Genomic DNA, 13,474 nt, shown 5'->3' on the forward strand with positions numbered 1-13,474 from the left:
GAAACGCCGTAGCGCCGATGGTAGTGTGGGGTCTCCCCATGCGAGAGTAGGGAACTGCCAGGCATCAAATTAAGCACGAGGCCATCCGCAAGGATGGCCTTTTTGCTTTGGAGCGAATTTGACCAGAAAAGCAAAAAAGCCACCTGTTCAGGTGGCTTTTGAGGCTGAAATTTAAACAGTATGGCCCTTTTTTAGTGCTGAACGCCCTGAGAAATCCCTACACCCGTCTGAGACCGAACGAATTGTGAGAAGAATCTCGTCCGTTCCTGCTCGCCTTGTGCTGAGTGATCGGTAATAGAAAACAGCCAGGTGCCCACAAAAGCAACAATCATAGAGAAGAGGGCGGGATACTCATAAGGGTAGATTGGCGCAGCATGGCCTAAAATTTGTACCCAAATCGTTGGCCCCAGGATCATCAGAATAACCGCCGTCAGTAATCCCAGCCAGCCGCCCACCATTGCGCCCCGGGTGGTTAACTTAGCCCAGTACATAGAAAGTATAATGATTGGGAAATTACAGCTCGCTGCAATCGAAAAGGCTAACCCCACCATGAAAGCAATATTCTGTTTTTCAAACAGAATACCGAGCCCTATGGCCACAATGCCCAGAATCACCACGGTGATTTTTGAGACGCGTAATTCATCTTGCTCTGTGGCTTTACCCGCCTTAATCACACTGGCATAGAGATCGTGTGACACAGCAGAAGCACCCGCCAGCGTCAGCCCTGCCACAACGGCCAGAATAGTGGCAAACGCAACCGCTGAGATAAAGCCAAGGAAGAAGTTGCCGCCTACCGCATTCGCCAGGTGAACGGCTGCCATGTTGGTGCCGCCAAGCAGCGCCCCGGAGGCATCTTTAAAGGCAGGGTTACTGCCGACCAGGAAAATAGCCCCGAAGCCGATGATAAAGGTCAGGATATAGAAGTAGCCAATAAACCCGGTGGCGTAGAAAACGCTCTTACGCGCTTCTTTCGCATCCTGCACGGTGAAGAAACGCATCAGAATGTGCGGCAAACCGGCAGTACCGAACATCAACGCCAGCCCCAGTGACAAGGCGGAGATCGGGTCGGAAACCAGGCCGCCTGGGCTCATGATGGCAATCCCTTTCGGGTGAACGTTAATCGCTTCAGTAAAGAGCGTATTAAAGTTAAACCCTACCGAATTCATCACCATCAGCGCCATAAAGCTGGCGCCTGCCAATAACAGCACGGCTTTAATAATCTGCACCCAGGTGGTCGCTAACATGCCGCCAAACAGCACATACATCACCATCAGGATGCCGACCAAGATCACTGCCACATGGTAATTCAGACCAAACAGCAGCTGAATCAGCTTCCCGGCACCCACCATCTGTGCAATCAGGTAGAGCGCCACCACGACCAGTGAGCCGCAGGCGGAAAGGGTACGGATAGGCTTCTGCTGTAGGCGGTAAGAGGCCACATCAGCAAAGGTATAACGCCCCAGGTTGCGCAGGCGCTCGGCAATAAGGAACAGAATAATGGGCCAGCCAATCAGGAAGCCTATGGAGTAAATCAGCCCATCATAGCCGGAGGTATAGACCAGGGCTGAAATGCCCAGGAAGGAAGCGGCTGACATAAAATCGCCGGCGATCGCCAGCCCGTTCTGGAACCCGGTAATTCGTCCACCGGCGGTATAGTAATCCTGGCGTGAACGGGTACGTTTAGATGCCCAGTAAGTAATATAGAGCGTCGCCCCAACAAACAGCACAAACATCACAATCGCCTGGATGTTCATAGGTTGCCGCTGAACTTCACCTGCTATGCGCGCGGAGGCAAGCGAAGGCAGCATCAGGGAGGTCAGCAGGGTAAGCAGCCGGATGTTCATGGCTTCACCTCGCGCACAATTTCATGGGTCAGGCGGTCAAATTCACCGTTGGCACGGTAAACGTAGATGCCGGTAAGAATGAAAGAGATAACGATCAGCCCGATACCGACCGGGATACCGCGGGTAATAACGGTATCCGCAGAAAGCGGGGTGCCCAGCCACTGAGGGTAGAAGGCAATCAGCAGAATAAAGCAGACATACAGCGCCAACGTAATAAGTGAAAGCAGCCAGGCAAAGCGGCCGCGTTTTTGCACGAGTTCCCTGAAGCGCGGGTTCTGTTCAATCCCTTGATAAGTAGCATCATTCATCGCAATCTCCTGTGAGGCATTGAGTGAGAACACCGCGCTCAGGCGGTGCAAATTACGGTGTGACGTTCATTGATTGTTTTTCTTCCAGCAACTTCTCAACAACACCCGGATCGGCCAGCGTCGAGGTATCGCCCAGGTTGGCAGTATCACCTGCGGCAATTTTGCGCAGGATGCGCCGCATGATTTTTCCGGATCGGGTTTTCGGTAATGAATCAGTCCAGTGCAGGACATCAGGTGTCGCAATAGAACCGATCTCTTTACGCACCCAGTTACGTACTTCGGTATAGAGTTCGGGCGTCGGTTCTTCGCCGTGATTCAGGGTGACATAGGCGTAGATCGCCTGTCCTTTGATGTTATGAGGAATACCCACCACGGCAGCTTCCGCAATCTTCGGATGCGCAACCAGTGCGGATTCAATTTCAGCAGTCCCCAGGCGGTGCCCGGAGATATTCAACACATCGTCGACGCGGCCGGTAATCCAGTAGTAACCGTCCTCATCCCGGCGCGCGCCGTCGCCGCTGAAGTACATATTTTTGAAGGTGGAGAAGTAGGTCTGTTCGAAGCGTTCATGGTCCCCGTACAGCGTCCGGGCCTGCCCAGGCCACGAGTCCGTGATCACCAGGTTTCCTTCGCAGGCCCCGGTTTGCGGATTCCCGTCGTTATCGACTAACGCAGGCTGTACGCCGAAGAAAGGGCGGGTCGCTGAGCCGGCTTTCAATTCTGTCGCCCCCGGCAGCGGGGTGATCATGAAGCCGCCGGTTTCAGTCTGCCACCAGGTATCCACGATAGGGCAGTTACCGTTACCAATTTTATGGTAATACCACTCCCAGGCTTCCGGGTTGATCGGTTCGCCGACTGACCCCATGATGCGCAGTGACGAACGGGAAGTGCCCTCAATCGCCTTATCACCCTCGGCCATTAAAGCCCGGATAGCGGTAGGCGCGGTATAGAGAATATTGACCTGATGTTTGTCGATCACCTGCGCCATGCGGTTGACTGTCGGGGAGTTAGGCACGCCTTCAAACATCAATGTAATGGCACCGCAGGCCAGCGGCCCATACAGCAGGTAGCTGTGACCGGTGACCCAGCCGACGTCCGCCGTACACCAATACACCTCACCCGGATGGTAATCAAAGACATATTTGAACGTCATGGCGGCGTAAACCAGATACCCGCCGGTGGTATGCAGCACCCCTTTCGGTTTGCCGGTAGACCCGGAGGTGTAGAGGATAAACAGCGGATCCTCAGCGCGCATCTCCTCTGCAGGGCAGGTATCCGGCAGGTCTTTGATCACTTCATGCCACCAGAGATCGCGCCCCTCCTGCCACTCTCCCTGCTTGCCGGTGCGGCGCAGCACAATGCTGTGCGTAATGGAGGTTACGCCTGGGTTCTTCAGGGCATCATCCACATTTTTCTTTAAAGGAATCGTGCGCCCGGCGCGCAGCCCTTCATCCGCGGTGATTACCAATTTGGCATTGGAGTCAATAATACGTCCGGCAACCGCATCAGGTGAGAAGCCACCGAAGATCACGGAGTGCACGGCACCAATGCGGGCGCACGCCAACATGGCCACTGCGGCTTCCGGTACCATCGGCATATAGATGGCGACCACATCCCCTTTTTGGATGCCTAATTTCTTCAACGCATTGGCGAAACGGCACACCTCCTGATGCAGCTCACGATAAGTCAGGGTCTTGCCGGCCTCTTGCGGGTCATCGGCTTCCCAGATAATGGCCGTCTGGTCACCCCGTTCACTCAGGTGCCGGTCCAGGCAGTTAGCCGCAAGGTTCAGGGTGCCGTCCTCAAACCAGCGGATATCAATATTCCCCGGGGCAAAAGAGGTATTTTTAACTTTCGTGTAAGGCGTCATCCACTCGACAATCTTGCCGTGTTCAGCCCAGAAGGCGTCAGGATCGTCAACAGACTGCTGATAATACTGTTGATACTGCTCTGGATTAATCAGGGTATGTTCTGCAATGGCGGCAGGAATCGGGTGCTTGTGAATCTGGCTCATCGTCATTTCTCCTTGAAGTTGTTAATAGTATGTCAACCATAAGTTAATTGTAGTTTGCCTTGGTTCTTTGTTCGCTTTTTGGGCGACAGATCACGCAACACGTAACTTTTGGTGAAAATACTGAGAAATTAGCCACTTCTGTCGAAAAAAACGCCGTTATTTTCAGGGTAACGGGTCAGTAAAAAGGGGGGTATAGGGCGCAAAAAGAAGAGAAACGCTGCCTAAAAGGCGATAATTCACAGAGAAAGCCGAAAGCTGCTTTTTATTCACCATGCGGCCTGGGACTTATATCGCCGGACGTAGGGGAAAACAGCATCACTGTTTTAACGCGAATGCTTGATTAACAGGGAAATAGCATAAACTTCATCAACAAAGCACCGCATTATTACGTTAAAAAGCAGCGAAAAAACCTCATTCTTTATTTAAGGCCAGAAAAGGGCAGGGTAAGACACAGGCAGAAACGGTAACGCCTTATTCCCCTGTTAAAAAGGTGGGTTATATATCTAGCAACTTATTAACATCCTACAAACATGAAACCCGCCTGAACTGAATAATTATTGAGCAACACGCCAACTTTTTTCCATGTCAATTTTAAGAGTTCATCCTATAGAAAGAGGATTTTCAGCAAAATTAAAACAAGAAATAACAAAATCTTATATTAACGCTGGAGATACATAGGTTTTATGTATGGTTATTCTGTACAAATTGCAGCCAAAATCAGCGCTTGCAGTCAGGCGGTGCAAAATGATACTGATTTACCCGGCTTGCATCTGACGGGAAGCTGCAATGCTCATCTCATTAACTATAGCCCGTATGCAATGATTAAGTACTCTTTTCCCCTTATTAAAAGGAGAAAGGAGGCTTTGAGGACTTTTTCGGTATGAGAAGTGTTAAAATCAGCCTCGCCTGGCAAATCCTGATCGCATTAGTATTAGGTATTATCGTTGGTGCTGTATTACATAACCAGACAGAATCAAAAGAGTGGTTAATTGACAATTTTCTTAATCCGGCCGGAAATATCTTTATCCGCCTGATTAAAATGATTGTCGTGCCTATTGTCATCGCAACACTGGTGGTGGGTATCGCCGGGGTTGGGGATGCCAAAAAGCTGGGCCGCATCGGATTGAAAACCATTATATATTTTGAAGTGGTCACCACGGTTGCAATTGTGGTGGGAATTACACTGGCTAATGTTTTTCAACCCGGTCACGGTATCGATATGTCGACGCTGGCAGTGGTCGATATTTCACAATATGAGAAAACCACGGAGACGGTGCAAACCGGCGGGCACAGCCTGGTGAACACCATCCTGTCGCTAATTCCGTCGAACATCTTCGCGTCGATGGTAAAAGGCGACATGTTGCCGATCATCTTCTTCTCGGTGCTGTTTGGCCTGGGCCTCTCTTCTCTGCCGGCAGAGACCAAAGAACCGCTGCTAAAAGTATTTAAAGCCATTTCAGAAAGCATGTTTAAAGTCACCAACATGATTATGCGTTATGCGCCGATTGGCGTATTTGGCCTGATTGCGGTGACGGTGGCGAACTTTGGTTTTGCGTCATTATTGCCGCTCGCCAAACTGATGCTGCTGGTTTACTTCGCGATTGTGTTCTTTGCGCTGGTGATTCTGGGCGGTATTGCGCGTCTGTGCAAACTGCGCATTATGACCTTAATCCGTATTTTGAAAGATGAGCTGATCCTCTCCTATTCTACCTCCAGTTCGGAAACCGTTCTGCCGCGTATTATTGAGAAAATGGAAGCCTACGGCGCGCCAAAAGCGATTACCAGCTTTGTGGTGCCGACCGGTTATTCCTTTAACCTGGATGGCTCGACGCTCTATCAAAGTATTGCCGCGATCTTTATTGCGCAGCTGTACGGCATTGATCTCTCGCTCAGCCAGGAAATCATTCTGGTGCTGACGCTGATGGTGACGTCAAAAGGGATCGCGGGCGTGCCGGGCGTCTCCTTTGTGGTATTGCTGGCGACGCTCGGCAGCGCCGGTATTCCGCTCGAGGGGCTGGCCTTTATTGCCGGGGTAGACCGCCTGCTGGATATGGCGCGTACCGCACTGAACGTCGTGGGGAATGCCCTGGCGGTGCTGGTGATTGCGAAATGGGAAAACCAGTTCGACGAGAAAAAAGCGGCCCGCTATGAAAAGCGGATGCTGGTGCAAAAAGCGCGTGAGCTGAAACAATCCTGATTCAGCGCGTATGAAAGAGAGGGAACTGCCGGTGCAGTTCCCTTTTTTATTGGGCGCAGCCAGCGGGTTTTGTTGCATAACTAAAGACTTTCTTACTTGCGCGCTTTCCGGCCTTTCCGTATAACGAGGCAGATCCCCCTTTTACACGCTGAATCCCCTATGAATAACCTGCACAACCCGCCGGTGTTTGACGGGCACAACGATCTTTTGCTCAATCTCTGGCTGCATCATGACGAACACCCCGCCGACGTCTTTCTGCAGGGGCCGCTGAAAGGGCATCTGGATCTGCCGCGCGCGCGTCTGGGTGGGTTTGCGGGTGGTCTGTTTGCCGTTTTTGTACCGCCCGCCGACTACGCCGCGCAGATGAAACCCGCCGCCGCCCCTCACGACCCGCTCGGCATTACCCGCCGGCAGATCGCGATCCTGCATCAGATTGAGGCGTCGTCAGCCGGGCAGGCGAGGGTATGCCGCTCAGCACGGGAGATTGAGCAGTGTATGCAGCAGGGCGTGCTGGCGATGGTGCTGCATATTGAAGGTGCGGAAGCCCTGGATGACGAACTCGCCCTGCTGGATGAGTTTTACGACGCCGGGGTACGCAGCATCGGGCCGTTCTGGAATTTGCCGAACCAGTTTGGCGTCGGCATCAGCGGGGGCTTTCCGGGTTCCCCCGACAGCGGTGATGGGTTGACGGCGGCCGGGAAAGCGTTGTTACGGGCCTGTAACCGCAAACGGGTGATGATCGACCTGTCACATATGAATGAGAAAGCGTTCTGGCAGACGGCGGAGATCAGCGATGCGCCACTGGTGGCCACTCACTCCAACGCCCACGCACTGTGCGCCCAGCCGCGGAACCTCACGGACAGGCAGCTCGCCGCGATCCGTGACAGCGACGGCCTGGTCGGGGTGAACTTCGGCACTGCCTTTTTGCGCGAAGATGGGAAACGGGATGGAAACACCCCGATAACAGAAATCGTCAAACATCTGGATTACCTGATCGCTACACTGGGCGACGATCGAGTAGCATTTGGTTCAGATTTTGACGGTATCAACGTCCCGGATGAACTCGGTGACGTGGCCGGGCTGCCGCGGCTGCTGCACGCGCTGGCGCAGGCAGGCTATAGCCCCGGGCTGATTGAGAAACTGAGCTGGCGTAACTGGTTGCGGGTGCTCAAACGTACCTGGGGCGAGTAACCCACACACAGGCTGCACGGGTGTTGCCCATGATAGCCACGGCGTATTAAGGGTTGATAAACCATTTACATTGGAGCAACATCAGCGCCGCTAAATCGTTGCGGCCCGGCAACACGCCGGGTTGACCCTTCCAACAGGTTTGTTCCTGCTGAATTTGACAATCCGCGTATTGTTTGCCGCAATTACATCAGCATTGATTGAATGCTTTTTTAACATCCAGAGGATAACCCCATGTGGACTAAACCTAAATTTGTTGACCTGCGTCTCGGCCTGGAAGTGACTCTGTACATCTCCAACCGTTAATCCTTATGCCCACGGCCTGGCTGTGGGCATCTTCTTTCTTTCCCTTCTCGGTTTACACATGCAGATTAAAGTTCTCGGTTCTGCGGCAGGCGGCGGCTTTCCCCAATGGAACTGTAATTGCCCAAATTGCCGGGGCGTACGCGACGGTACGCTCAACGCCTCACGCCGCACGCAATCCTCTATCGCCGTGAGTGACAACGGTAAAGAGTGGGTCCTGTGCAACGTGTCCCCTGATATCTGTCACCAGATCGCCGCCACGCCCGAACTCAATAAAAACGATGTCCTGCGCGGCACCGGCATCGGCGCGATCATCCTGACTGACAGCCAGATCGACCACTGCGCCGGCCTGCTCAACCTGCGTGAAGGCTGCCCGCACCATGTCTGGTGTACGCCGGAAGTGCATGACGACCTCACCACCGGTTTCCCGGTGTTTACCATGCTCTCCCACTGGAACGGCGGCCTGATTCACCACGGCATCACGCCGCATGACGCCTTCACCACCTCTGCCTGCCCGGCGATCCGTTTTACCGCTATCCCGCTGCTGAGCAACGCGCCGCCCTATTCGCAATACCGCGGTAAACCGCTGCCCGGCCACAATGTTGCCCTGTTTATCGAAGACACGGCCAGCGGCAGCACACTGCTCTACGCCCCGGGTCTCGGCGAGCCGGATGAGGCGCTCCTGGGCTGGATGAAAAAGGCGGACTGCCTGCTGATTGACGGCACCCTGTGGCGTGACAACGAGCTGGCGGATGCCGGCGTCGGCCGCAACACCGGCAAAGATATGGGCCACCTGGCCCTGTCGGAAGAGACGGGGCTGGCCGCCTTGCTGCGGACCCTGCCGGCCAAACGCAAAATCCTTATCCATATCAACAATACCAACCCGATCCTTGATGAAGATTCCGCTGAACGCCAGAGCCTGACGCAGCAGGGCATCGAGGTCAGCTGGGACGGTATGACGATTGATCTTTAGGCGATGACCATGAATCCACAACAGACACCGGCGCAGCTGATGACGCCGCAAGAGTTTGAGCAGGCGCTGCGCGCCCGGGGCGCGTATTACCATATCCATCACCCTTACCATATCGCGATGCACAACGGTGAGGCGACGGTGGAGCAGATCCAGGGCTGGGTCGCCAACCGCTTCTACTACCAGACCAGCATCCCGCTGAAAGATGCCGCCATCATGGCGAACTGCCCGCACCCGCAGACCCGCCGCAAGTGGGTACAGCGCATTCTTGACCACGACGGCAGTCAGGGGCAGGAAGGGGGCATTGAAGCCTGGCTGCGTCTCGGCGAGGCCGTGGGGCTGGATCGTGAGGTGCTGTTATCTGAAAAGATGGTGCTGCCCGGCGTGCGTTTTGCCGTGGATGCCTACGTTAACTTCGCGCGCCGCGCCAACTGGCAGGAAGCAGCCTGCAGCTCGCTGACTGAGTTGTTCGCGCCGCAGATCCACCAGTCGCGCCTCGACAGCTGGCCGCAGCACTACAAATGGATTGAAGCGGAAGGGTACGGCTACTTCCGCGGCCGCCTGAGCCAGGCTAACCGCGATGTGGAGCATGGGCTGGCGCTGGCGCTGGAGTATTGCGATACCGTGGAGAAGCAGCAACGTATGCTGGAGATCCTGCAATTCAAGCTGGATATCCTCTGGACGATGCTGGACGCCATGACCATGGCCTACGCACTCGGCCGCCCGCCTTACCACACCGTGACGCAGCAACCCGTCTGGCACACTGAGAGGCTTGTATGATTGAGATTACCCCGCAGAGCATTCCGGCCTTTCGCCGCGGCTACCGCCTGCAATGGGAAAAAGTGCAGGATAGCCATGTGATCCTCTACCCCGAAGGCATGGCCAAGCTCAATGAGAGCGCCACCGCCATCTTGCAGCTGGTGGACGGCAAACAGACCGTCGCTGAAATTATTGCCGCGTTGGACGCGCGTTTCCCTGATGCCGGCGGCGTAGGTGAAGATGTGAAGGAGTTCTTCATCAGCGCCTATGAACAAAAGTGGATAATGTTCCGTGAGTGACTCCAAACCACAGGTCAACCCCCCGCTCTGGCTGCTGGCGGAGCTGACATACCGTTGCCCGCTGCAATGCCCTTACTGCTCGAACCCGATCGATTTCGCGAAGCAGGAAAAAGAGCTGACCACCGAGCAGTGGATCGAGGTGTTCCGCCAGGCGCGCGAGCTGGGCAGCGTCCAGCTCGGCTTCTCCGGCGGCGAACCGCTGGTGCGTAAAGATCTGCCGGAGCTGATCAAGGCCGCGCACGATATGGGGTTCTACACCAACCTCATCACCTCGGGCATCGGCCTGACCGAGAAAAAACTGACGGCATTCAGTGAGGCCGGGCTGGACCATATCCAGATCAGCTTCCAGGCCAGTGATGAAACCCTGAATTCCGCGCTGGCGGGGTCGCAAAAAGCGTTCCAGCAGAAGCTGGAGATGGCGAAAGCGGTCAAAGCGCAGGGCTACCCGATGGTGCTCAACTTTGTGCTGCACCGGCATAACATCGACCAGATCGACCGCATCATTGAGCTGTGCATCGAACTGGAAGCAGATGATGTGGAGCTGGCGACCTGCCAATTCTACGGCTGGGCGCACCTGAACCGGGAAGGGTTGCTGCCGACGCGTGAACAGATTGCGCGTGCAGAGGCGACGGTGCAGGTTTACCGCGAGCGTATGGCCGCCAGCGGCAATCTGGCGAACCTGCTGTTCGTGACACCGGACTATTACGAAGAGCGGCCGAAAGGCTGCATGGGCGGCTGGGGCGCGATCTTCCTCAGCGTAACGCCGGAAGGCGACGCCCTGCCGTGCCACAGCGCCCGCCAGTTGCCGGTGAAATTCCCGTCTGTGCTGGAACATGACCTGAAGCACATCTGGTATGAGTCCTTTGGTTTCAACCGCTACCGCGGCTACGACTGGATGCCGGAACCCTGCCGCTCCTGCCCGGAGAAAGAGCAGGATTACGGCGGCTGCCGCTGCCAGGCCTATATGCTGACCGGCAATGCGGACAATGCCGACCCGGTCTGCTCCAAGTCACCGCATCACGGCAAAATCCTGGCGGCGCGTGAAGAGGCCAACTGCACCACGATGCAGATCGACCAGCTGACCTTCCGCAACCGCGCCAACTCCCAGTTGATCTTCAAGGTCTGAGTTCCGGATGCCTCAGCAACGCCGCACGCTGTGCCTGCCGAACGGGATGAAGGTTCACCTGATCAGCCGCCCGGACGCGACCCGCGCCGCGGCGCTGGTGCAGGCTGGCGTCGGCAGCCATGATGAGCCGGAGGCGTGGCCGGGGCTGGCGCACTTGCTGGAGCACCTGCTGTTTGCCGGCAGCCGCGATTTTCACGGCAGCGACCGGTTGATGGCCTGGGTGCAGGCGGCAGGCGGGCGGGTGAATGCCACCACGCTCGCCACCGCCACCGCCTTTTTCTTTGAGGCAAGTGCGCAGCAGTTTGAAGCGGGGCTGGCGCGGCTGGTGGATATGCTGGCTTTCCCTTTGTTGTCGCCGGAGGCACAGCAGCAGGAAACCGCCATCATTGATGCCGAATACCGCCTGCTCCAGACTCATACCGAGACGTTGTGCGCAGCGGCCCTGATGCAGACCTTCACCGGCCCGGCGGCACTGCATCGTTTCCATGTCGGCAGCCTGGCGGCCTTTGGTGACGATCCCGCGGCCCTGCAACAGGCGCTGCGTGATTATCATCGCCGCTTCTACCACGCCGCCAACATGACCCTGTGGCTGTCCGGCCCCTTTACCCCCGATGACCTCGCCCGGCTCGCGCGCCGTTACGGTGAACGGCTGCCCGCCGCCCCGGCTCCGTGCGCCCCCGTCAGCCAGCCTGTAACGCCCGCGCCCCGGCGTCATCTGGCGGTGAAGGTGCGCGGCGTGCCCCGGCTGCAACTGGCGTTTCTGCTGCCTGCGGCGATACCGGCCCGCGCCCTGACCCTGTTACGCCAGCTTGTCACCGATGAGGCGGATCAGGGGCTGCTGGCGACCCTGCGCGCCCGGGGAGTGTGTGATGGCCTGCAGGTGCAGGTCGTCTATCGCTCCGCGCAGGCGTGGGTGATCTCGCTGACCTTTAGCGGCAGCGGCATGCAGCCGCCTTGGTGCGCGGAGGCAGAGGCGTTGTTTTATCAGTGGCGGCAGGCGCTGGCGTCGCTTTCCGGCTCACACCTGCGTCATTACGCCCGGCTGGCCGATCGCCAGGCTTGCCAGCAGTCGCCGATGGATTCTCTGCGTGAACAGGCGTTTGGGTTCCCGCCGGTGGGTGAGGTGGATGCCGGGTTTATGACCGGCTGGCAACAGCTGCTTGCGTCCCTGACACCAGAGCAGATGACGCGCCTCTGGGCCGCGCCCGATGTCACGGGCGAGGCGCTCTGCGTGCAGGGCTTCCCCCTGATAATGGGGGACTTTTTGCCTGAGACGTCAACGCCCACAGACCCGCCGACATGGCGCTTTCATCCGGTTCCTTATAACGAACGCCCCGCCGCGTTGCCGGCAGAGGCAGTGCCGCTGCCGCATCTGCGCCCGGCAAAGGGCGAGGGCGTGCTGCTGCTGCGCCCGGCTGCGGGCAGCGATCTCTCCGGTGCGTGGGGCCATACCGTGCAATGCGCCTTGCGGGCGCTGGCGGGCGATCTTGCCCACCGCGGCGGGGAGTTGACGTTTGCCCGTTATCAGGGGATCTGGCTGCTGACCTGCCGGGGTGATGACTCTACCCTCGCATTTGCGTTACACCACCTCACGTGCGCCCTGCGCAATCTGCCGGAAAATGCGGTGGCTCAGGGGCAACGGGCGGCCAGCCAGGAGCGCGAGACGTGGCGCACGGAAATCCCGGTAAGGGCGTTGCTGAATCAGTTGCCGCGCGTACTGACCGGCCACACGGGCCAGAGCCACGCCCTCCCAACGCCGTGGGCGGCCTGCCTGTACGGCGGCAATAAAGCACTGCACGACCGGCTGTCCCATCTGCTGGCGGATTTCCCGGGCATTATTAACGCTCCTGCGGGCGTGAGTGTGTTGTCATCATTGACATCGCTCATGGCCGACACCACCAGTCAGGACGCTGCCCTGCTGCTGTTTTGCCCGCTGGTGGAGGCCAATGCCCGCACCCTGGCTGCCTGGCAACTGCTGGCGATGCTCTATGAACCGCGTTTCTTCCAGCGTTTGCGGGTGGAGATGAACATTGGTTATGTGGTGAGTTGCCGTTTCCACCACAGCGCCGACCGCCCGGGCATTCTGTTTGCGCTGCAATCCCCGCACCTGACTGCCGTACAACTGCTGCGCCACACCCAGGATTTCCTCAATGAGATGACTGCGGAAATCGCCGCCCTGCCGCCGGAGACGCTGACCACCCAGCAGGAAGCCCTGCTCACGCTGCAACACCCGGCGGGTAACCTTATTGACCGCGCCTGGGCCGCATGGCAGAACCCACCGTTAACAGAAACGGCTGTCCGTTGCATTGATCTGCTGGCATTGGGCCTTTACCACCGCCAGCTTTGTGATACTTATGATCATTGGGTTGTATTAACGGCGGGGCAGCATCAGGCGGGAGATGAAAACAGCGGGTGAGGGCGACGCCCGGCTAATCGAACGCCGTTCGATGGAGAGTCCAACCCCAG

The 13,474-nt window shown here is 56.9% G+C and carries 11 protein-coding genes; 8 read left to right on the forward strand and 3 right to left on the reverse strand.

What is annotated here, in order from left to right; all coding sequences use genetic code 11:
- Positions 1-191: 191 nt before the first annotated feature.
- Genes actP through acs form a run of 3 tightly spaced genes read right to left on the reverse strand, consistent with a single transcriptional unit; the run spans position 192 to position 4,166 of the window.
- Positions 192-1,844: a cation/acetate symporter ActP gene (gene actP / locus CYR32_RS20785; protein ID WP_101826988.1), complete on the reverse strand. Its 1,653-nt coding sequence runs from the start codon at positions 1,842-1,844 to the stop codon at positions 192-194.
- Positions 1,841-2,152, reverse strand: coding sequence for a DUF485 domain-containing protein (locus CYR32_RS20790; RefSeq protein WP_101826996.1), 312 nt, complete (start codon positions 2,150-2,152; stop codon positions 1,841-1,843). Before CYR32_RS20790 ends, actP begins: the two co-directional genes overlap by 4 nt.
- Before the next feature lie 52 nt (positions 2,153-2,204).
- Positions 2,205-4,166 (reverse strand): acetate--CoA ligase, encoded by a 1,962-nt coding sequence (gene acs, locus CYR32_RS20795; protein ID WP_101826989.1) that lies wholly within the window; start codon positions 4,164-4,166, stop codon positions 2,205-2,207.
- An 880-nt stretch (positions 4,167-5,046) separates the two neighbouring features.
- On the opposite strand from acs, the gene gltP reads away from it, so the two are divergent.
- The 8 genes from gltP to pqqF all read left to right on the forward strand — a co-directional run bounded on the left by gltP (position 5,047) and on the right by pqqF (position 13,424).
- A complete protein-coding gene (gene gltP / locus CYR32_RS20800; protein ID WP_101826990.1) occupies positions 5,047-6,363 on the forward strand; it encodes a glutamate/aspartate:proton symporter GltP in 1,317 nt (438 codons plus the stop codon).
- Positions 6,364-6,522: 159 nt separating this feature from the next.
- Positions 6,523-7,554 carry a dipeptidase gene (locus CYR32_RS20805; RefSeq protein WP_101826991.1) on the forward strand — a complete coding sequence of 344 codons (1,032 nt, stop codon included), beginning with the start codon at positions 6,523-6,525 and terminating at the stop codon, positions 7,552-7,554.
- 231 nt (positions 7,555-7,785) lie between these two features.
- Positions 7,786-7,857 carry a pyrroloquinoline quinone precursor peptide PqqA gene (gene pqqA / locus CYR32_RS20810; protein ID WP_071822147.1) on the forward strand — a complete coding sequence of 24 codons (72 nt, stop codon included), beginning with the start codon at positions 7,786-7,788 and terminating at the stop codon, positions 7,855-7,857.
- A gap of 58 nt (positions 7,858-7,915) precedes the next feature.
- Positions 7,916-8,827: a pyrroloquinoline quinone biosynthesis protein PqqB gene (pqqB, locus tag CYR32_RS20815; RefSeq protein WP_101826992.1), complete on the forward strand. Its 912-nt coding sequence runs from the start codon at positions 7,916-7,918 to the stop codon at positions 8,825-8,827.
- Positions 8,828-8,836: 9 nt separating this feature from the next.
- Positions 8,837-9,604 carry a pyrroloquinoline-quinone synthase PqqC gene (pqqC, locus tag CYR32_RS20820; RefSeq protein ID WP_101826997.1) on the forward strand — a complete coding sequence of 256 codons (768 nt, stop codon included), beginning with the start codon at positions 8,837-8,839 and terminating at the stop codon, positions 9,602-9,604.
- Complete coding sequence (gene pqqD, locus CYR32_RS20825; RefSeq protein ID WP_101826993.1) at positions 9,601-9,882, forward strand: pyrroloquinoline quinone biosynthesis peptide chaperone PqqD; 282 nt, start codon at positions 9,601-9,603, stop codon at positions 9,880-9,882. Before pqqC ends, pqqD begins: the two co-directional genes overlap by 4 nt.
- Entirely contained in the window at positions 9,875-11,008 is a 1,134-nt protein-coding gene (gene pqqE, locus CYR32_RS20830; protein ID WP_101826994.1) for a pyrroloquinoline quinone biosynthesis protein PqqE, read from the forward strand. Before pqqD ends, pqqE begins: the two co-directional genes overlap by 8 nt.
- 7 nt (positions 11,009-11,015) lie before the next feature.
- Positions 11,016-13,424: a pyrroloquinoline quinone biosynthesis protein PqqF gene (gene pqqF, locus CYR32_RS20835; protein WP_101826995.1), complete on the forward strand. Its 2,409-nt coding sequence runs from the start codon at positions 11,016-11,018 to the stop codon at positions 13,422-13,424.
- Positions 13,425-13,474 lie beyond the last annotated feature (50 nt).

This window comes from Chimaeribacter coloradensis, from assembly GCF_002858715.1.
GTDB lineage: Bacteria > Pseudomonadota > Gammaproteobacteria > Enterobacterales > Enterobacteriaceae > Chimaeribacter > Chimaeribacter coloradensis.